Annotated in this window: 21 protein-coding genes and 1 pseudogene; 13 read left to right on the top strand and 9 right to left on the bottom strand. The window is 70.7% G+C overall.

Annotated features, from left to right (window positions below; all coding sequences use genetic code 11):
• Nucleotides 1-7: 7 nt before the first annotated feature.
• Both FFT09_RS20025 and FFT09_RS20020 read left to right on the top strand, forming a co-directional pair.
• Nucleotides 8-928, top strand: coding sequence for a ribonuclease Z (locus tag FFT09_RS20025; protein ID WP_138383650.1), 921 nt, complete (start codon nt 8-10; stop codon nt 926-928).
• 69 nt (nt 929-997) lie between these two features.
• Nucleotides 998-1,273, top strand: coding sequence for a WhiB family transcriptional regulator (locus FFT09_RS20020; RefSeq protein WP_138383649.1), 276 nt, complete (start codon nt 998-1,000; stop codon nt 1,271-1,273).
• Between the two features lie 93 nt (nt 1,274-1,366).
• Here the strand turns inward: FFT09_RS20020 and FFT09_RS20015 are convergent, their stop codons facing one another.
• Nucleotides 1,367-2,962, bottom strand: coding sequence for a flavin monoamine oxidase family protein (locus FFT09_RS20015; protein ID WP_138383648.1), 1,596 nt, complete (start codon nt 2,960-2,962; stop codon nt 1,367-1,369).
• A 227-nt stretch (nt 2,963-3,189) separates the two neighbouring features.
• Here FFT09_RS20015 and FFT09_RS20010 point away from each other — a divergent pair, with 227 nt between their 5' ends.
• Nucleotides 3,190-3,975 (top strand): class I SAM-dependent methyltransferase, encoded by a 786-nt coding sequence (locus FFT09_RS20010; RefSeq protein WP_081194018.1) that lies wholly within the window; start codon nt 3,190-3,192, stop codon nt 3,973-3,975.
• 108 nt (nt 3,976-4,083) lie between these two features.
• On the opposite strand, the gene FFT09_RS23005 is transcribed toward FFT09_RS20010, so the two are convergent.
• The 7 genes from FFT09_RS23005 to FFT09_RS19980 are packed head-to-tail and all read right to left on the bottom strand — an operon-like array spanning nt 4,084 to nt 9,111.
• Complete coding sequence (locus tag FFT09_RS23005) at nt 4,084-4,233, bottom strand: hypothetical protein (RefSeq protein ID WP_167305414.1); 150 nt, start codon at nt 4,231-4,233, stop codon at nt 4,084-4,086.
• Nucleotides 4,233-4,889 (bottom strand): DUF6084 family protein, encoded by a 657-nt coding sequence (locus FFT09_RS20005; protein ID WP_138383647.1) that lies wholly within the window; start codon nt 4,887-4,889, stop codon nt 4,233-4,235. Before FFT09_RS20005 ends, FFT09_RS23005 begins: the two co-directional genes overlap by 1 nt.
• Nucleotides 4,886-5,065: a hypothetical protein gene (locus FFT09_RS20000; protein ID WP_244231429.1), complete on the bottom strand. Its 180-nt coding sequence runs from the start codon at nt 5,063-5,065 to the stop codon at nt 4,886-4,888. Before FFT09_RS20000 ends, FFT09_RS20005 begins: the two co-directional genes overlap by 4 nt.
• Before the next feature lie 17 nt (nt 5,066-5,082).
• A complete protein-coding gene (locus FFT09_RS19995; protein WP_138383645.1) occupies nt 5,083-5,730 on the bottom strand; it encodes a DUF5947 family protein in 648 nt (215 codons plus the stop codon).
• Complete coding sequence (locus tag FFT09_RS19990; RefSeq protein WP_138383644.1) at nt 5,727-6,227, bottom strand: hypothetical protein; 501 nt, start codon at nt 6,225-6,227, stop codon at nt 5,727-5,729. Before FFT09_RS19990 ends, FFT09_RS19995 begins: the two co-directional genes overlap by 4 nt.
• A gap of 5 nt (nt 6,228-6,232) precedes the next feature.
• Nucleotides 6,233-8,035: a nickel-dependent hydrogenase large subunit gene (locus tag FFT09_RS19985; protein ID WP_024876779.1), complete on the bottom strand. Its 1,803-nt coding sequence runs from the start codon at nt 8,033-8,035 to the stop codon at nt 6,233-6,235.
• A gap of 20 nt (nt 8,036-8,055) precedes the next feature.
• Complete coding sequence (locus tag FFT09_RS19980) at nt 8,056-9,111, bottom strand: NADH-quinone oxidoreductase subunit B family protein (protein WP_024876780.1); 1,056 nt, start codon at nt 9,109-9,111, stop codon at nt 8,056-8,058.
• Nucleotides 9,112-9,346: 235 nt separating this feature from the next.
• Here FFT09_RS19980 and FFT09_RS19975 point away from each other — a divergent pair, with 235 nt between their 5' ends.
• From FFT09_RS19975 to hypB, 10 genes are read left to right on the top strand one after another with little or no spacing between them, the layout of a single operon-like run.
• On the top strand, nt 9,347-9,967 hold the full coding sequence (locus FFT09_RS19975; protein ID WP_081194010.1) for a D-sedoheptulose-7-phosphate isomerase: 621 nt from the start codon (nt 9,347-9,349) through the stop codon (nt 9,965-9,967).
• Nucleotides 9,964-10,209 (top strand): hydrogenase assembly protein HupF, encoded by a 246-nt coding sequence (locus FFT09_RS19970; RefSeq protein WP_081194009.1) that lies wholly within the window; start codon nt 9,964-9,966, stop codon nt 10,207-10,209. Before FFT09_RS19975 ends, FFT09_RS19970 begins: the two co-directional genes overlap by 4 nt.
• Nucleotides 10,206-10,862: a D-sedoheptulose-7-phosphate isomerase gene (locus FFT09_RS19965; RefSeq protein WP_081194007.1), complete on the top strand. Its 657-nt coding sequence runs from the start codon at nt 10,206-10,208 to the stop codon at nt 10,860-10,862. The genes FFT09_RS19970 and FFT09_RS19965 overlap by 4 nt, the downstream gene beginning before the upstream one ends.
• On the top strand, nt 10,859-12,112 hold the full coding sequence (locus FFT09_RS19960) for a hypothetical protein (protein WP_081194005.1): 1,254 nt from the start codon (nt 10,859-10,861) through the stop codon (nt 12,110-12,112). The genes FFT09_RS19965 and FFT09_RS19960 overlap by 4 nt, the downstream gene beginning before the upstream one ends.
• A complete protein-coding gene (locus FFT09_RS19955) occupies nt 12,109-12,633 on the top strand; it encodes a hydrogenase maturation protease (RefSeq protein ID WP_024876785.1) in 525 nt (174 codons plus the stop codon). The genes FFT09_RS19960 and FFT09_RS19955 overlap by 4 nt, the downstream gene beginning before the upstream one ends.
• On the top strand, nt 12,611-12,883 hold the full coding sequence (locus FFT09_RS19950) for a HypC/HybG/HupF family hydrogenase formation chaperone (protein ID WP_081194003.1): 273 nt from the start codon (nt 12,611-12,613) through the stop codon (nt 12,881-12,883). The genes FFT09_RS19955 and FFT09_RS19950 overlap by 23 nt, the downstream gene beginning before the upstream one ends.
• Nucleotides 12,884-12,894: 11 nt before the next feature.
• Nucleotides 12,895-14,022, top strand: a complete 1,128-nt coding sequence (hypD, locus tag FFT09_RS19945) for a hydrogenase formation protein HypD (protein ID WP_024876787.1) — start codon at nt 12,895-12,897, stop codon at nt 14,020-14,022.
• Nucleotides 14,019-15,086: a hydrogenase expression/formation protein HypE gene (gene hypE / locus FFT09_RS19940; protein WP_138383643.1), complete on the top strand. Its 1,068-nt coding sequence runs from the start codon at nt 14,019-14,021 to the stop codon at nt 15,084-15,086. Before hypD ends, hypE begins: the two co-directional genes overlap by 4 nt.
• Before the next feature lies 1 nt (nt 15,087).
• Nucleotides 15,088-15,441, top strand: a complete 354-nt coding sequence (locus FFT09_RS19935; protein ID WP_024876789.1) for a hydrogenase maturation nickel metallochaperone HypA/HybF — start codon at nt 15,088-15,090, stop codon at nt 15,439-15,441.
• Nucleotides 15,419-16,222 carry a hydrogenase nickel incorporation protein HypB gene (gene hypB, locus FFT09_RS19930; RefSeq protein WP_138383642.1) on the top strand — a complete coding sequence of 268 codons (804 nt, stop codon included), beginning with the start codon at nt 15,419-15,421 and terminating at the stop codon, nt 16,220-16,222. Before FFT09_RS19935 ends, hypB begins: the two co-directional genes overlap by 23 nt.
• A 38-nt stretch (nt 16,223-16,260) precedes the next feature.
• Here hypB and FFT09_RS19925 read toward each other — a convergent pair.
• Nucleotides 16,261-17,061, bottom strand: a pseudogene (locus tag FFT09_RS19925) (DMT family transporter); the annotation flags it as partial.
• Nucleotides 17,062-17,074 lie beyond the last annotated feature (13 nt).

The following is a 17,074-nucleotide window of genomic DNA, read 5'->3' as shown; positions in this document are numbered from 1 at the left end:
CGTGGGCGTGTCGAATCGCGAGCTGGTCGTCCTGGGCACCGGAAGCCAGGTGCCCTCGCGCGCCCGTAACCACAACGGCTACCTGCTGCGGTGGGATTCGGAGGGACTGCTGTTCGATCCGGGCGAGGGTACGCAGCGGCAGCTGACGTTCGCGGGGGTGCCCGCGAGCGCGGTGACGCGGCTGTGCCTCACGCACTTTCACGGTGACCACTGTCTCGGGGTGCCGGGAGTGGTGCAGCGGTTGTCGCTGGACGGGGTGCGAAGGGTTCGCGCCCACTACCCCGCGTCGGGGCGGGAGTACTTCGCGCGGCTGCGGCACGCGAGTGTGTTCCACGAGGTCACGGATCTGGTCGAGGAGCCGGTCACCGGCGCGGGAGTCGTGGCGCACGGGGAGTTCGGCGAGTTGCACGCGCTGCCACTCGATCACCCGGTGGAGACGGTCGGCTACCGCCTCGTCGAACCCGACCGGCGCACGCTGCTGCCGAGGTTGCTGGAGCGCCACGGCGTGCGGGGCCCCGCGGTGGGACGGCTCAAACGGGACGGTGTGATCACGGTCGGGGGCCACACCGTCACCGAGGCGGAGGTGAGCGCGCCGATGCCGGGGCAGCGGGTGGCGTTCGTGATGGACACGCGCCTGTGTGACAACGCGTTCGCGCTCGCGGCGGGCGCGGACCTGCTGGTGATCGAGGCCACGTTCCTGGATTCGGAACGGGAACTGGCGGGCCGGTACGGCCACCTGACGGCCCGGCAGGCGGCGCGGGTGGCGGCCGAGAGCGGGGTGGGCACGCTGGTGCTCACGCATTTCTCGCAGCGCTACGCGGACATGGGGGCGTTTCGGAATGAGGCGTCGGAGGTATTCGGCGGCGGCATCGTGGTCGCACGGGATCTCGCGCGGGTTCCTGTGCCCAGGAGGCGGCGACCGGAATAGCGATGCGGTGTGGCGCGTTGTCACGTCGGTTGCGGATTTCGTATCCAGAGGAAAGGAGGCGGCACGCCCATGAGGAATTTCGACTGGCGGTCCAGTGCCGCCTGCCGTGACGAGGATCCCGAACTGTTCTTCCCCGTGTCCGACATGGGGCCGGGTGCACAGCAGGCGGCCAGGGCGAAGGCCGTGTGCGCGCGGTGTCCCGTGCGGCGGGAATGCCTGCGCTACGCCGTGGACAACGGGCTCGACCACGGCATCTTCGGTGGGCTCACCGAGCGGGAACGGCGTGAGTTCGTCCGCGGCCCGCGTCGCGGAACCGCCGACCGGCGTGAGGACGAAGCGGCCTGAGCGCTCGTGGTGCCCGTCCCCGCGTGGTGGGGTGCCGCGAAGGCCACCTTCGCTGCGTTATCCGCGGTGCAGGTGGCCTTCACGGCACATCCGTCACGAGCTCGCCACGCGCTCGTGTAGCGCCTCGACGACCGACCTGGCCGACACCATCGCACCGTGCTGCCAGGCGTTGGCGTGGCTGAGGTAGTCGCCCGCGAAGTAGACGCGGCCCGCCGGTTCGAGCAACCGCTCGTACGCGCCTTCGCGTGAGGACCACATGACCCAGGCACCCTCGCTGTGCCGGATGTCGGTCCAGTGGACGGAGAATGCCGAGGCCACGTCGCGCGCCGCCGACTCGCCGTGGATGTCGGTGAGCCGGTCCAGCGCGCGGGAGAGCCGCTGCGGGTGCCGCAGCTCTCCGTAGTCCGCCGCGTAGGGGCCTTCGTTGTAGTAGCCGAGCAGCGTGCCGCGCGGGCCGTGGAAACCGTATGACGGATACCAGACGTTGAGCAGGTCGGTGTTGGTGCTGGTGATGCCGCCGTAGATGCGGTGATCGAGTTCCCACCAGCGCCGGGAGTACTCGACGCCCAGCTTGCCCACGTCGAGCACCTCGGGAGTACGCAGGGCGTCGCGCACCTCGGTCGGCAGGTTGCCGGACAGGCGCGCCGCGATACCCGGCGGGAGCGTACAGATCGCGAAGTCGGCCGCGAGTGTCCGCATGCGACCGTCGCGACCGGTGTGGTCGACCTCGACACCATCGGTGGTGTTGCGCACGGCGCGGATCTCGGTGCCGTAGTGAACGTGCTGGTTCCCGACCGCGTCGGCGAGCGCGTGGGCGATCCGGTCCATCCCGCCCACGGGCTGATACATCATCATGGCCTGCTCCCACCGGAGTTCGAGGGAGAAGTAGTAGCCGATGCGGCTGGCCAGCACGTCACTCAGCGGGTGCGGCGGCAGCGGGGTGCCCTCCTGGGTCCCGGCGCCCGGCGGGATCTCGTAGCCGCGGCGGCCGGTTCCGGTGTAGCGGAAGCTGGCTGCCGGGTCACCGTCCACTTTCGGCCCGAGGTCACCGAACAGCCGCAGGAACGCGAGCAGGGCCTCCCGGTCCTCGCCGGTGAGATAGGCGTCGAGGGCGCCCTGGTCGGTGGCCTTCGACAGCAGTTCGGAGACGTAGCCGTACACGTCCGCCCTCGCGGCCCGGTGCCTGACGGGCACGCCGGAGAGGTCGTGGTCACCTACCTGGTAGAGGTAGCCGTCCGCGTTGGTCCCCGCGAACACCTCGATCGGCACGCCGAGTTCGCGGCAGTAGTCGAGGGTGACGTGGTGCTGGGGAATGCGGGCGGCCCCGGCGTTGAGGTACTCCCCGCGCGAGAACCCGGCCGTCTGCCGCTCCCCCTTCAGGTCGGTCTCGGTGTCGCCGCCGCGGACCGTCCAGTTCCGGCCGCCGGGACGTCGCCGGGCCTCCAGCACCGTGACGTCGTAGCCGCCCTTGCGCAGTTCGTAGGCCGCGGTGAGCCCGGCCATACCGGCACCGAGGATCACCACCGAACGAGGGGGCCGCCCACCCAGATCACCGGGCCGGGGTGGCACGAAGGTGGGGGTGTCGGCGGCCACGGGCGCCAGCCCCAGTGCCCCCATCGCCCCGTAGAGGGCTCCCGCCCCACCGGTGACCCCCACCGCTCGCAGGAACTGCCGTCGTGTCTGCCGCATCACCAACAGTGCGCTCCCTTCATTTCACCTGTTCGGGGGAACGCTAGGGATCATGGGAGGTTCGCGACACCGCTCCGGGCGGGATTGCGCCGGTTGGAGCAGGCGAGCGTGAAGGCCAGACGGGCCGTCGCACGGCGTAACCAGGTGCCCTAGGATCAGTGCATTACGATCGGGAAACAGACCGATAACTGACTCAACACCACCACGACTGGTGCGGGAGACGACACGTGCCGACAGAGCAGCCCCACGGCGGGACCCAGGACCCGCAGCATCTCCAGGTTCCCCAGGTTCCCCAGCCCGATCACGCGGGCTCCAACGCCTTCCAGGCCGCCACTGGCCGTGACCTCGAAAGCGACCACGGCAAACCGCGCTACCTTGCCTACCAGCGCGAACTCATCCGGCCGCACTGCGGTGCGAGCGTCCTGGAAGTGGGCGCGGGGCTCGGCGAGTTCGCATCCGGGTACACCTGGGCGCAGCGTTACGTGGTGACCGATGTCGACGCGGGTGCGGTGCAGAAGCTCAAGGAGCGCTTCCACGACCGCCCCGAGGTGGAGGTGCAGCAGTACGACATCGACGGCACCACCACCCTCGCCGACCCGGTGGAGACGCTGGTCGCCATCAACGTGCTGGAGCACATCGAGGACGACGTCGGCGCGTTGCGGCAGCTGTGCCGCTCGCTGACGCCGAAGGGCAACATCGTCCTGTTCGTGCCCGGCTACCAGCAGCTCTACGGCGAGTTCGACCGCAGGGTGGGCCACTTCCGCCGCTACACCCCGACCACGGTCGCCGCCGCGGCCCGCGAGGCCGGGCTCGTGGTCGACGTCGCCCGGCCGGTGAACCTGCTGGGCGCGTTCGCCTGGTGGGCCGCCGTGCGCAAGGGCGGCGCGAAGGCCCCCAACCCGAAGCTCGTGTCGATCTACGACCGCTACGTGGTGCCGGTGACCCGTGCCGTCGAGAAGCGCCTGCCCATCCCGTTCGGCCAGTCGGTGCTCTGCGTGGCGCGCAAACCCTGACGCCGTGTCCGCAGCCTGCGTAGCCGTGTCCGCAGCTCATGTAGCCGTGTCCGCAGCCTGGGTGGCCGTATCCGCGGTTCCCGTGGACCGGATACCCGGCCGGCGGCACTACATCCGCTTCGTCCTGGCGTAGCGGACCAGGTTCGGCCACTCCCGGGCGAGCAGGCTCACCACCGCGGCACCCACCAGCCCCGTCAGCACGCGGGCGGTCCACGGACCGCGGCACGCGCCCGAACGTGTCTTCGTCTTCGTCCTCATCACGCACTCCCGGTCAGTCTCAGCAGGGATTCGATCGCTTCCCGGTGTGTGCCGTACGAGTGGCGGACGCGGTAGTCGTGCAGCCGCTCGTACAGCTCGTCGTCGACCCGGAGCCACCGGTGGCGGCCGAAGTAGGTCCGCCGCACCCGGCTCCAGATCTCGGCGGGCAGGCGGTAGCGGGTCTCGCTGTCCCACGGCAGCTGCGCCGCCGCGAGCCGCCCGTCGCGGGCGTGGAACAGCGTTCCGCTGAACACGAGACGCAGCGGGACGTCGCCCTCGGTCAGCGCGCTCAGGTAGCTGACCGAGGCGAGTTCCACGTCCTGTCCGCAGGGCACGGGCACGTCCACGACGGTGCTGCCGGTGAAGGCGGGAACCTGCACGGTGGGACGTGCCCACACCAGGTCGCCGACGCTGTGTGCCCACTGGTCGGCGGTGCCGAACACGCCGCGCAGCCGCGTGCGCTCGTCCGGCGAGTAGTCGCGCAGCGCGGCGGCGATGCGCACCGACACGGCGAGCGTCAGCGAGCGGACCGGTGCGGCGCAGCCGATCTCCAGCCGTAACCGGACGGTGGGCCAGGCGTCCACCGGAGCGAGGTCGACGCCGGTGACGGACCAGGTCAGCGACGGGGTCTCGACTCCGGCTCCCGTTCCGGTCACGGCGGCGAGAGGTTCGGCATCCCCGGAAGGATGGGTTCCTTGGTCCGGGGGCGGATGCCGGTGGAGCGTTCCGCCGTCGACCGGCCGTCCGGCAGGTGACCCGGCTGCTTCTCGTAGTTTCCGGTGCTGTTGCCCTGCCGCACCCCGCGCGTGTGCGAGGGCAGGTCCACCCGCACGTCGGGGTGGCCGAGCCTCAGGTGGGAGCGGGAGCGCCCCGTAACTCGGCGAAGAATCGATCGATCTCGTGCCATACCTCGTCACCTCCTGTCATTCCGGTCCACGTGTGACGTACCCGCGCGGTGAGCCGGTAGCACTCGTCGATGCCCACCAGCCAGTGCTCACCGGCGTCGCGCCGCACGAGCAGCGCCGTCACGTCGGGTTCCAGTCGTTCGGCGACGTCCGGGTTCACCCGGGCCCACGCCTCCTCGTCGACGGCCGTGCCCACGACTCCGAGCGGGCTCGGGTAGTAGGCGGTCACCGAGACGTCCCCGGCGTCCCCGCTGTGCGGCACGAAGAACGCCAGGCGCACGGGCACCTCCAGGGCGGCCCACGTGACGTCGTCGAGCGGGTCGGCCGGCAGGCGCTTCCGCAGCCTCGGCACCGCGCGGTAGCGGCCGGTGCCGGTGGCCTCGCGGTCGAACAGCAGCGAGCACGCGCGGCAGGCACAGCAGAGCTGCCTGCTCGTGAGGTCGAGCAGGTGCCGGTGTTCGTCCGGCAGCGGCTCGCTGCACAGCTCGCAGGTGTGCTGTGCACGGCGTCCGCGATCGGGTTCGGGCACCGGGGTCCGCGCCAGCCTGCGGAGCTGGCTGGTCGCCGGAGCCAGGACGTCGCGAGCCGTCATCGCGCCCGCACCGCCGTGAGCGGCACGAACGCCGGTTCGCTTCGCCGCCGCACCCTGACCTCGCCCACCTCGGGTGCCGCGGCGAGCACGGTGCCCTCCACGGTCTCCTCGACGGACCGGTCGCCGGTGCGTGCCGTGGCCTCGACGGTCACCGTGGCGACCCCGTGCTCCAGTTCGGTCAGCTCGGCGGTGATGTGCGGCGCGAGCCCGTCCAGCGCCCGCCCGATGCGAGTGCCGGGATCGTGCGGATGCAGGTCGTGGACCAGCAGCAGGTGTCCCACCAGCTCGTCGCGCGCGACGACGTCGAGCAGTGCCGGGTCCTCCACGTCTGCGCGGTCGAGCATCCGCGCCAGCGCCTCGCCGTAGACGTCGACCAGCGCCCGCACCGCCGCGAGCGGGCCGGGCTCACCGCGGTCGGCGAGGTCGGCCAGTGCCACGTCCAGGTCCGCGAGCCGTTCCCGGGCCCGCTGCTCGTCCCACCGGCTGCGCTCGGTCATCGCGGTCACTGCCCCGGGTGCGCGGCGCCGAACGTGGGCGACGCGATCTTCTTGAGCACCTGGCCCTCGCCGAGGTACATGTGGACGCCACAGGGCAGGCAGGGGTCGAAGCTGCGCACCGTGCGCATGATGTCGATGCCCTTGAAGTCCTCCCTGCCGTTCTCCTCGAAGATCGGCTGGCCCTGCACGGCGTCCTCGTAGGGTCCTGGCGTGCCGTAGGAGTCGCGCGGGCTGGCGTTCCACGGGGTCGGCGGGTACGGGTGGTAGTTGGCGATCTTGCCGTCCCGGATCACCAGGTGGTGGGACAGCACCCCGCGCACCGCCTCGTGGAAGCCGACGCCGACGGCCTCGTCGGGCACGTCGAAGTTGCTGAACACCTTCGTGTTGCCCGAACGCACCTCGGCCAGCGCCTGCTCGACGAAGTGCAGCGCCATGCCCGCCGCGTAGGCCACGAAGTACATGCGGGCCCGGTCGCGTTCGAGCGTGTTGTTGTAGCGGGGCGGTCGCCACTCCAGCCGGGTGTCCGGGGTCTGCGGCGTGGCGGGCAGGTCGATGCGCACACCGCCGCCGGTGGCCTTGACGTACGGGGTGTCGACGAGCCCGTTGAGCGCGGTGGACCACAGCCGTGCGAGCGGTCCGCCGCCGGTGTCGAGCGCCAGGTGTTCCTGGCTTCCCGGGTCGAACCAGCGCGGGCTCATCACCCAGCTGTAGTTGCCGTTCTCCAGGTCGCGGCCCTGCGGCGCGGGCAGCGTGGTCTGGTTCCAGGGGTGCCGCTGGTCGACGGGGTTGCCCAGCGGGTCACGCGCCACGAACGTCTGCTCGCTCGCCCAGTCGTCGTAGTAGGAGCTGCCGAGCAGGATGCGCATGCCCAGGTTGATGTCCACGAGGTTGTTGGTCAGCAGTTCGCCGTCCACGACGATGCCGGGGCTGACGTACATGTCCCTGCCCCAGCTCGCCATGTTCTCGTAGCGGTAGTCGACGGTGTAGGGGTTCTGGAAGCAACCCCAGCAGCCCAGCTGCACCCGCCGCCTGCCGACCTCCTCGTAGCCCGGCAGGGCGTCGTAGAAGAAGTCGAACACGTCGTCGTTCATGGCCACGGCCTGCTTGATGAAGTCGAGGCAGCGCATGAGCCGCGAGAGGTAGTCGGTGAACACCTGCGGCGTCGCCACGGTGCCCACTCCGCCCGGGTAGAGCGTGGACGGGTGGACGTGCCTGCCCTCCATGAGGCAGCACATCTCGCGCGTGATGCGGCTGATCTGCAGCGCCTGCTTGTACACCTCGCCCTCGAACGGGTTGAACGCGCGCATGATGTCGGCGATGGTGCGGTAGCCGTGCACCTCGCCGCGCGGGGCGTCGGTGGTGCGGGCGCGCGTGAGCAGCCCTGGGTTGGTCTCGGCGACCATGCGTTCGCAGAAGTCGACGAAGACCATGTTGTCCTGGAAGATCGTGTGGTCGAACATGAACTCGGCCGCCTCGCCCAGGTTCATGATCAGGTCGGCCAGCGGCGGCGGCTTGACCCCGTAGGCCATGTTCTGCGCGTAGATCGAGCACACGGCGTGGTTGTCGCCGCAGATGCCGCAGATGCGGCTGGTGATGAAGTGCGAGTCCCTCGGGTCCTTGCCCTTCATGAACACGCTGTAGCCGCGGAACAGCGACGAGGTGCTCTTGCACTCGACGACCTCGTTGTTGGCGAAGTCGACCTTCGTGTAGATGCCGAGGTTGCCGATGATGCGGGTGATCGGGTCGAAGTTGACCTCGACGAGTTCCCGCTGGGTCGGGACGTGCACCTCGCGCTGTGTCTGTGACATGGGTGTGTCGCTCCTGCGTGTCAGACTCGGGGGTAACGCGGTTGGTAGCCGGTGGTGAGCTTCTCGCCGCTGTGGCGCCACTTCGGCTCGGTGTTGACGTTCTTGTTCGTGATGCCGCGCAGGGTCCGCACCAGTGGGCCGTAGACCCGCAGCATCGCCGACGACATCGTGCCGCCGGGTGGCTCGTCCATGAACGGCATGAACTTGTCGGGGAAGCCGGGCATGGTGCAGCCGATGCAGACGCCTCCGACGTTGGGGCAGCCGCCGACGCCGTCCATCCAGCCCCGCTTGGTGACGTTGCAGTTCACGACCGGGCCCCAGCAACCGATCTTGACCTGGCACTTCGGCGAGTTGTAGTCGTGCGCGAAGTCCGCCTGCTCGTAGTAGCCCGCCCGGTCGCATCCCTCGTGCACGGTCTTGCCGAACAACCACTGCGGGCGTAGCTGATCGTCCAGTGGGATGGTGGGGGCGAGCCCCGCCGCCTGGTGCAGCACCCAGAGCAGGGTCTCCATGAAGTTGTCCGGCTGCACCGGGCAGCCGGGTACGTTGATGACCGGCAGCCCGCCCGCCGAGCGGAAGTCCTCACCGAGGTAGTCGACGAGGCCCATGCACCCGGTGGGGTTTCCCGCCATCGCGTGAATCCCGCCGTAGGTGGCGCAGGTGCCGATGGCGACGACGGCCCACGCTTTCGGGGCGAGTTCGTCGATCCAGGAGTTGAGTGTCTTGGGCTTGCCCGTCTCGGGGTCGTTGCCCATCGCGGTCCAGAAGCCGTCCTCCCCGTTGATGTTCTCGTTGGGGATGGAGCCCTCAACGACGAAGATGAACGGCGCGTCGAGTTCGCCCCTGGCGGCCTGGTGGAACGGCGCGAGGAAGTCGTCGCCGGTCTCGTAGGCGAGCACCTTGTTGTGCAGGTGCACCTGGGGGATGCCGGGCACCGCCCGCAGCACGACGTCCTCGATGCTGGGCAGCGACGCGGCGGTGACGGAGACGGTGTCGCCGTCGCAGCTCATTCCCTCGGAGGTCCAGAGGATGTGGACCTCGTCGACCCCGGTGGGGGTGCTGGCCTGTGTGCTCATGGGCCCAGCATGCGATGCGCCGCCGTGGCCCGCAGCGCGCCGGACACGTCCGGAGTGGACACGTTTCGAGCCCGGTCGGCGCGGGTAACAGGACGGGATTTTCCCGGCACAGCAACAAGATCGGCCGTCCAACATCGAGTTGTGCGGCCGGTAGGTGGCTCGTAACGTGAGGTCATCTCCGGTCCACGGCGCTGGACCGTCCACAGTCACTTCGGCAACGGAATCCGGACACCACATGTCTGACAGTCCTGTCCTCGACACCCGCGTGGCCGCCGCGCTGGAGCGCAGGCAGCAGCCGCTGGAGGCGCTGCTCGCGGAGGCCGAACCGGTGGCACGCGCGTGTCACGCCATGGCGGCACGGTTTCACCGGGGCGGCACGCTCGTGGTGTTCGGCAACGGCGGCGGCTCCACCGACGCCCAGCACATCTGCGTCGAGTTCGTCCACCCGGTGATCGTGGGCAAGCGGGCGCTGCCCGCGCTGTCGTTGACGGCCGACGTCGCCACCATGACGGGTATCGCGGCGCGCGTGGGTTTCGCGGAGGTGTTCGCGCACCAGCTCCGGCATCTGGCCGGGCCCGACGACATCGCGCTGGGGCTGTCGGTGGACGGGCACTGCGCCAACGTGCTGCGGGGCTTCGAGCAGGCGCGGGAGCTGGGCATGCTCACCGTCGCACTGGTGGGCGGCGACGGTGGAGCCGTGGCCGCGAGCCCGGCGGTGGACCACGTGCTGCGTGCCGACTCGGCCGATCCCCGGGTCGTCAAGGAGGTCCACGTGACGATGTATCACGTGCTGTGGGAGCTGGTCCACGTGTTCTTCGAGCACCCCGGCGTGCTGACCCCGGAGGTTGTGTCGTGACCGGCGAGTTCGAGGACGCCGCCCGCCAGCACGGAACCGGCTGCGACGGCGACGTGTGCGTGACGTGTTCCGACACGGCCGTCGTCGTGCGGCTCGTGCGGCTGCTGGGCGACGACCTCGCGGTGGTCGACACCGGCTCGGGCCACGAGGAGATCAGCGTGGGCCTGCTCGACCCGGCCAGTCTGCGGCCGGGCGCCGCTTTGCTCGTGCACGCCAAGGAGGCGATCGGGGTGCCCCGATGACCGACGCGATGAGTTCGCTGTACCCGTTCCTGTCCCCCGCGACCGGCGGCGACGCCGCTTCCGTCGACGCGGTGCTGGCCGAGGTGCGCGAGTCCACCCGCGACAAGGCTCGCGAGATCATGGAGCTGCGGGGGCGCGTGCACCGCGAGCAGGGGCACCTGCTGGCCGAGTGCGGCGCGGCCCTGGCCGAGCGCTTCGCGCGCGGCGGCAGGCTGTTCAGCTTCGGCAACGGCGGCAGCTCCACCGACGCGGCCGACCTCGCCACCCAGTTCCTCGACCCACCACCAGGTACGCGCCCGCTGCCCGCGTTCGCACTGACCGCGGACGCGGCCGTCGTGACCGCGCTGAGCAACGACGTGGGCTTCGACCTGGTGTTCTCACGGCAGCTCGCGGCGCTGGGCCGCCCGGACGACATCGCGGTGGGCCTGTCCACCAGCGGCAACTCCGCGAACCTGCTCACCGCGTTCGGCCAGGCGAAACGCGCCGGGATGCTCACGGTGGGCATCACCGGTGACACCGGCGGCCGGATGGCGGAGCTGGACTGCCTCGACTTCCTGTTCGCGGTGCCGTCGCCGTCGGTACACCGCGTGCAGGAGGCACAGACCACGATCTACCACGTGCTCGCCGAACTCGCCGCGGAGGGCGTTCGATGACCGCTGACACCACGCTCGACCACGTACGGGCCGTCGCGGACGCCGTGCTCTACGAGGGTTACGTCCTCTATCCCTACCGGGCATCGGCCGCCAAGAACCGGGCGCGCTGGCAGTTCGGCGTCCTGGTGCCCCCGTCGTACGCCGCCACCGGTACCGGGGAGCACGCGGCGTGCCGGACGGAGTGCCTGGCCGAGGTCGGACCGGATGCCGAACTGACCGTGCGACTGCGCTTCCTGCAGGCGCAACGGCGCACGGTGGAGGTCGAGCAGGCCGACGAGCCGGGCCGCTACCGCGAGGTGGACGCGCTGGTCGTGGGCGAGGACGAACTGCTGCCCTGGGACGAGGCCGTGGAGTGCGAACAGCAGGTCACGCTGCCGGTGCGCCGCCTGCTGGCTTCCGAACAGTACGTACCCGTCATCGTCCGGGGCGGCGCGGTGACCACGACGGTGGAGGGCGGCAGGGTGCTCCGGCAGAAACAGCCGCTGACCGCCGAACTGCGCTGCCGCGCCGAACGGCTTCCCGGGCTGGTCCGCCTGCACGTGACCGTGGCCAACACCGCGACGATCGACTGCACGGACCATTCCCGCGACGAGGCGCTGCGGCATTCCCTCATCGCCGCCCACACCGTGCTCTCGCTCAGCGGTGGCCGGTTCCTGTCGCTGCTCGAACCGCCGGACTGGGCACGCGAGGCCGGGAAAGGCTGCGTCAACGAGCACACCTGGCCCGTGCTGGCAGGCCCGCCCGGCAGCGACGACACGATGCTGTCCTCGCCGATCATCCTCTACGACCACCCGAAGGTGGACCCGGGAAGCCACGGCGACTTCTTCGACGCCTGCGAGATCGACGAGATGCTGACACTGCGCACGCTCACCCTCACCGACGAGGAGAAGCGGGAGGCGCGTGCCACCGACGAGCGCGCCCGCCGGATCGTCGACCGCGTGGAGGACCTGCCGAGCCAGCCGAGGGAGTCGATGCAGGGCCGAGTCCGCATCGTGCGGCTCGGCGGGCAGGAGATCGGCACCGGGAGCAAGGTCGTGCTGCGTCCCCGCACCAACGGCGACGCGCAGGACATGTTCGTCGCCGGCCGCGTCGCCACCGTGCGCAGCGTGCTGGAGGACGTGGACGGCACGTGCTTCCTCGCGGTCACCGTGGACGGCGACCCCGCCGAGGAGTGGCAGCTCGCGCAGGGCCGCTTCCGCTACTTCACCACCACCGAGGTCGAGCCCTATCCCGGGGAGGTGCGGCCATGACGAGCACGGTGCTGATCGCGGGCATCGGCAACGTCTTCCACGGCGACGACGGCTTCGGCGTGGAGGTCGTGAACCGGCTGTCGACGCGGGACCTGCCGCCCGAGGCCGTGGTCGCCGACTACGGCATCCGGGGGGTGCACCTGGCGTACGAACTGCTCGACGGCGGCTACGCGACCACGATCTTCGTCGACGCCACCCGACGGGGCGGCGATCCGGGAACGCTGTACGTCCTCGACGCCGACCCGGCCACCGACATCGCGGCGCCGGAGCACTCGGACGAGGGCCCCGTCATCGACGCGCACGGCATGCACCCCGCGGCGGTGCTGGCGTTGCTGCGCAGGCTGGGCGGGACACCGGGCCGGGTCTTCGTGGTCGGCTGCGAGCCGCTGACGCTGGCCGAGGGCATGGGACTGAGCGCACCGGTGGCGGCGGCCGTGGACGAGGCGGTGGCGCGGGTGCGGGAACTGGCCACGGACGCGGTGGAAAGGGGTGGGGTGGATGTGTCTCGGCATTCCCGGTGAGGTGGTCGAGGTCCTTGCGGACCGGCCCGAGCTGGCACGGGTGAACGTGAGCGGTGTGCGCAGGGCGATCCACATCGGCCTGCTGACCGACGACCCGCCGGTGGCCGGCGACTGGGTCCTCATCCACGTCGGCTTCGCACTGTCCAAGATCGACGAAGAGGAGGCCGCCGCCGTGCTGCGCTACCTCGAGGAGCTGGGCAGTGCCTACACCGACGAGATGGACGCACTGAGTCAATCGATGATCGAATGAAGGCGGCGACGATGCGGTTTGTGGACGAGTACCGCGACGCGGACACGGCCCGGATGCTGGCGGGCCGGATCGAACAGTTGTGTGAGCCCGGCAAAGAGTACAAGTTCATGGAAGTGTGCGGCGGGCACACCCACACGATCTACAAACACGGGATCGCCGACCACCTGCCCGAGCAGGTCTCCCTGGTCCACGGGCCGGGCTGCCCGGTGTGCGTCATCCCGATGGGCCGGGTCGACGACGCCATCCACATCGCGAGCCTGCCGGACGTCATCATGACCTCGTTCGGCGACATGATGCGCGTGCCCGGCTCGGGTGGCACGTTCTTCGACTCGAACTCCGAGGGCACCGACATCCGCATGGTGTACTCGCCGCTGGACTCGCTGCGGATCGCGAAGCAGAACCCCGACAAGCACGTGGTGTTCATGGCGATCGGCTTCGAGACCACCGCGCCCTCCACCGCGATGACGCTGCTGCGCGCGGAGCGGGAGGGCATCGAGAACTTCTCCGTCTTCTGCAACCACGTGACGATCATTCCCGGCATCAAGGCCATCCTCGACTCTCCCGACCTGCGGCTCGACGGCTTCCTCGGCCCGGGCCACGTGTCGACGGTGATCGGGTGCCGTCCCTACGAGTTCATCTCCCACGACTACGGCAAGCCGCTCGTGGTGGCCGGTTTCGAGCCGCTGGACATTCTCCAGTCGGTGTATTTGCTCCTGCGGCAGCTGCGCGAGGACCGGGCCGAGGTCGAGAACCAGTACGCGCGGGTGGTGCCGTGGGAGGGCAACCCGGTGGCGCTGGACGCCATCGCGCGCACCATGCGCTTGCGCCCCTTCTTCGAGTGGCGCGGGCTCGGGTTCATCTCGCACTCGGCGCTGCGGTTGCGCGACGAGTACGCGCGGTTCGACGCCGAACGGCGGTTCTCCCTGCCCGGTGTGCGCGTGGCCGACCCGAAGTCGTGCCAGTGCGGCGAGGTGCTCAAGGGCGTGCTGAAGCCGTGGGAGTGCAAGGTGTTCGGCACGGCGTGTACCCCGGAGACCCCGATCGGCACCTGCATGGTCTCCCCCGAGGGAGCCTGCGCCGCGTACTACAACTTCGGGCGCTTCACCCGGCAGCGGATCAAGGAGGCGAGTTCGGTATGAGAACCGAGGACGAGGTTCTCGACCGCATCGAGCGGGCCCGGCGTCGCAGGCCCCGCGTGCGGGAGACCCGGATCACCGCCGCGCACGGCGCGGGCGGCAAGGCCACCCAGACGCTGGTGGAGGCCGTGTTCGTCGACGCGTTCCGCAACGCGCTGCTCGAACCGCTCGGCGACTCCGCGGATTTGGTGCTGGGCGGCACGCGAATGGCGATGACGACCGACTCGTTCGTGGTCTCGCCGCTGTTCTTCCCCGGTGGCGACATCGGCGACCTCGCCGTCAACGGCACCGTCAACGACCTCGCCGTCGCGGGCGCTGTCCCCGCGTACCTGTCGTGCGGGTTCGTCCTGGAGGAGGGCTTCGAGGTCGCGGACCTGCGGCGCATCGTCGCCTCCATGCGTGCCGCCGCCGACGCCGCGGGCGTCAGCCTGGTGACCGGGGACACGAAGGTGGTCGGCAAGGGCAGCGGCGACGGCTGCTACATCAACACCACGGGCGTGGGGCTGCTGCCGCCCGACCGGGCGCTGGGCATCCACACCGCACGGCCGGGCGACGCCGTTCTCGTGTCCGGACCGGTCGGCGAGCACGGTGTCACCGTGATGCTCGCGCGCGGCGAGCTGGACATCGAGGCCGACCTCGTCTCCGACACCGCCCCGCTGGGCGAGCTGTGCGCCCGGCTGCTCGCCACGGGTGGCGTCCGTGCGATGCGCGACGCCACCCGTGGCGGGGTCGCGACGGTGCTCAACGAAGTCGCCAGGGCGGCCGACGTCGCGGTGGTCGTCGACGAGGACGCGGTGCCGGTCCGCGACGAGGTCAGGGGCGCCTGCGAACTGCTCGGCATCGACCCGCTCTACGTGGCGTGCGAGGGCCGGTTCGTGGCGGTCGTCGACGGTGCCCGCGCGGAGGAGGCGCTCGCGGCGCTGCGGGGGCACCCGCAGGGCTCCGACGCCGCCGTGATCGGCCGCGTGGGTGGTGATCCGGTGGGCACGGTGCTGCTCAACACGGCGTTCGGCGGTACCCGCATCGCGGACCTGCTCGTCGGCGATCCCTTGCCCCGCATCTGCTGACATGCACGAGTTGTCGATCACCCAGAGCGTCGTGGACGCCGTCGTGGACCACACCGGCGGCGCGCGGGTGCTGACGGTGCGCCTGGAGGTCGGCGCGCTGGCGGGTGTGGAGGTCGACTCGGTGCGGTTCTGCTTCGACGCCGTCACGCGCGGAACCCCGTGCGAGGGCGCCGAACTGGTGGTGGACCACGTCCCCGGCACCGGCAGGTGCGGGGAGTGCGGCGCCGACGTGCGGCTGTCGTCGTTCCTCGACGGCTGCGCGTGCGGGTCGGCCGACGTGGCCGTGTACTCGGGACAGCAACTACGGATTCGCGATGTGGAGGTGGCTCGCGATGTGCGGGACATGCGGGTGTGACGACCAGCCGGAGCTGGTGGCCGAGCAACGTTCACGCGACACGGTGCCGGTGGAGCAGGCGGTGCTCGCCAAGAACGACCGGCTCGCCGACGACAACCGGGCCTGGCTGGCGGCCCGCGGGGTGCGCGCCGTGAACCTGATGAGCGCGCCGGGCGCGGGAAAGACCACCCTGCTGGAGACCACGGTGCGCGCCCTCGCGGCCGAGGTGTTCGTCGGGGTCGTGGAGGGAGACCAGGCCGGTTCGCTCGACGCCGACCGGCTCAGGGCCGTCGGGTGCCGCACGGTGCAGGTCAACACCGGTTCCGGCTGTCACCTCGACGCGGAGATGCTGGCGCGGGCGCTGCGCGAACTCGACCCGCCCCGCGACTCCCTCGTGGTCGTCGAGAACGTGGGCAACCTCGTGTGTCCCGCGCTGTTCGACCTCGGTGAGCAGCACCGGGTCGTGCTGGCCGCCACGACCGAGGGCGAGGACAAGCCACTGAAGTACCCGCACATGTTCCGCGCCGCCGACCTCGTGGTGCTGACGAAGGCGGACCTGGTGCCGTACCTGACGTTCGACGTCGACCACTTCGCCCGCCACCTCGCCCGCGTCAACCCGGCCGCGCGCCTGCTGGTGACCTCGTCGGTCTCGGGCGAGGGCCTCGATCACTGGTTCGGCTGGCTGCGTTCACCAGGTTCACCGGGTTCACCGGGTTCACCGGGTTCACCGGGCTCGTCCGGGTCGGTGGGCGAGTCCGGGCCGGACGTGGACGCGCGGGCGATGCCGTCGGTCTCCTCGTAGGCCCCCGCCGCGCCGTGCAGCGAGGGTGCCCGCGCGAGCAGCACGGTGCAGGCGCCGACGAGGGCGAACCCGGCGAGCTGGGCCACGACCCAGCCGCCGCCCCGGACGTTCTCGCCGAACACCGCCACGCCCCACGCGATGCCCACCACGGGATTGGCGAGCGTCAGCCCGGGCTGGGAGGCCACGAGACTGCCCGCCCGCAGCGTGAGCTGCAGCAGCAGGAACCCGGTCGGGCCCGCGGCGATCACCGCGTACGTCTGCCAGGCCGCCAGCACACCGGTGAGACCGCCGGGGAAGGCACCGGTCACGCCTGCCACGAGCACGGCGAGGAAGCCGAAGAAGGCGCCCGAGGCGATACCGAGGTAGGCGGCGCGGTGGGCGTAGCGGTACCGGTTGGCGACGAACACCAGCCCGCCGATCACCGCGAGCGTGACCACGCAGCCCACCACCCACGTGGGACCGCTGACGCCGCGGGTGCTGCCGCCGCCGGGGTCCAGCGACACCAGCAGGATCACGATTCCGGCGATCATTCCGGCCACGGCGGTCCGCTCCCGCGCGTGCAGCCGCGCGCCGAACACCAGCGCCGCCAGGAGCAGGGTGAACCCCAGCTCGGCCACCAGGATGGGCTGCACCAACGAGATCGGCCCCGTGGACAGGGCGGCGACCTGGAAGGCGAACCCGCCGAGCATGGACACGATGCCGCCCAACCAGGCCGGGTCGTGCGCGAGCCGCCACAGCAGCCGTACCGACATCGAATCGTCGACGGGCTGATGCCGTGCCCCCGAGCGTTGCAGCACCGAGCCCAGCGCGTTGCACAGCGCGGCCAGTACCGCGAACACGACCGTCGCCGCC

The sequence above is a fragment of the Saccharomonospora piscinae genome, assembly GCF_005862235.1.
GTDB lineage: Bacteria > Actinomycetota > Actinomycetes > Mycobacteriales > Pseudonocardiaceae > Saccharomonospora > Saccharomonospora piscinae.
Note: the sequence above shows the minus strand (reverse complement) of the source record. Positions and strands in the feature narration are given on the sequence as shown.

Coding starts and splice junctions, on each gene's coding strand:
- hypB (WP_138383642.1), top strand. CDS start 15,419: ATGTGCGGGACATGCGGGTGTGACGACCAGCCGGAGCTGGTGGCCGAG.
- FFT09_RS19980 (WP_024876780.1), bottom strand. CDS start 9,111: ATGAGCACACAGGCCAGCACCCCCACCGGGGTCGACGAGGTCCACATC.
- FFT09_RS19975 (WP_081194010.1), top strand. CDS start 9,347: ATGTCTGACAGTCCTGTCCTCGACACCCGCGTGGCCGCCGCGCTGGAG.
- FFT09_RS19965 (WP_081194007.1), top strand. CDS start 10,206: ATGACCGACGCGATGAGTTCGCTGTACCCGTTCCTGTCCCCCGCGACC.
- hypD (WP_024876787.1), top strand. CDS start 12,895: ATGCGGTTTGTGGACGAGTACCGCGACGCGGACACGGCCCGGATGCTG.
- FFT09_RS20020 (WP_138383649.1), top strand. CDS start 998: ATGAGGAATTTCGACTGGCGGTCCAGTGCCGCCTGCCGTGACGAGGAT.
- hypE (WP_138383643.1), top strand. CDS start 14,019: ATGAGAACCGAGGACGAGGTTCTCGACCGCATCGAGCGGGCCCGGCGT.
- FFT09_RS19950 (WP_081194003.1), top strand. CDS start 12,611: ATGTGTCTCGGCATTCCCGGTGAGGTGGTCGAGGTCCTTGCGGACCGG.
- FFT09_RS20015 (WP_138383648.1), bottom strand. CDS start 2,962: ATGCGGCAGACACGACGGCAGTTCCTGCGAGCGGTGGGGGTCACCGGT.
- FFT09_RS19990 (WP_138383644.1), bottom strand. CDS start 6,227: ATGACCGAGCGCAGCCGGTGGGACGAGCAGCGGGCCCGGGAACGGCTC.
- FFT09_RS19985 (WP_024876779.1), bottom strand. CDS start 8,035: ATGTCACAGACACAGCGCGAGGTGCACGTCCCGACCCAGCGGGAACTC.
- FFT09_RS19960 (WP_081194005.1), top strand. CDS start 10,859: ATGACCGCTGACACCACGCTCGACCACGTACGGGCCGTCGCGGACGCC.
- FFT09_RS19935 (WP_024876789.1), top strand. CDS start 15,088: ATGCACGAGTTGTCGATCACCCAGAGCGTCGTGGACGCCGTCGTGGAC.
- FFT09_RS19995 (WP_138383645.1), bottom strand. CDS start 5,730: ATGACGGCTCGCGACGTCCTGGCTCCGGCGACCAGCCAGCTCCGCAGG.
- FFT09_RS19955 (WP_024876785.1), top strand. CDS start 12,109: ATGACGAGCACGGTGCTGATCGCGGGCATCGGCAACGTCTTCCACGGC.
- FFT09_RS23005 (WP_167305414.1), bottom strand. CDS start 4,233: ATGAGGACGAAGACGAAGACACGTTCGGGCGCGTGCCGCGGTCCGTGG.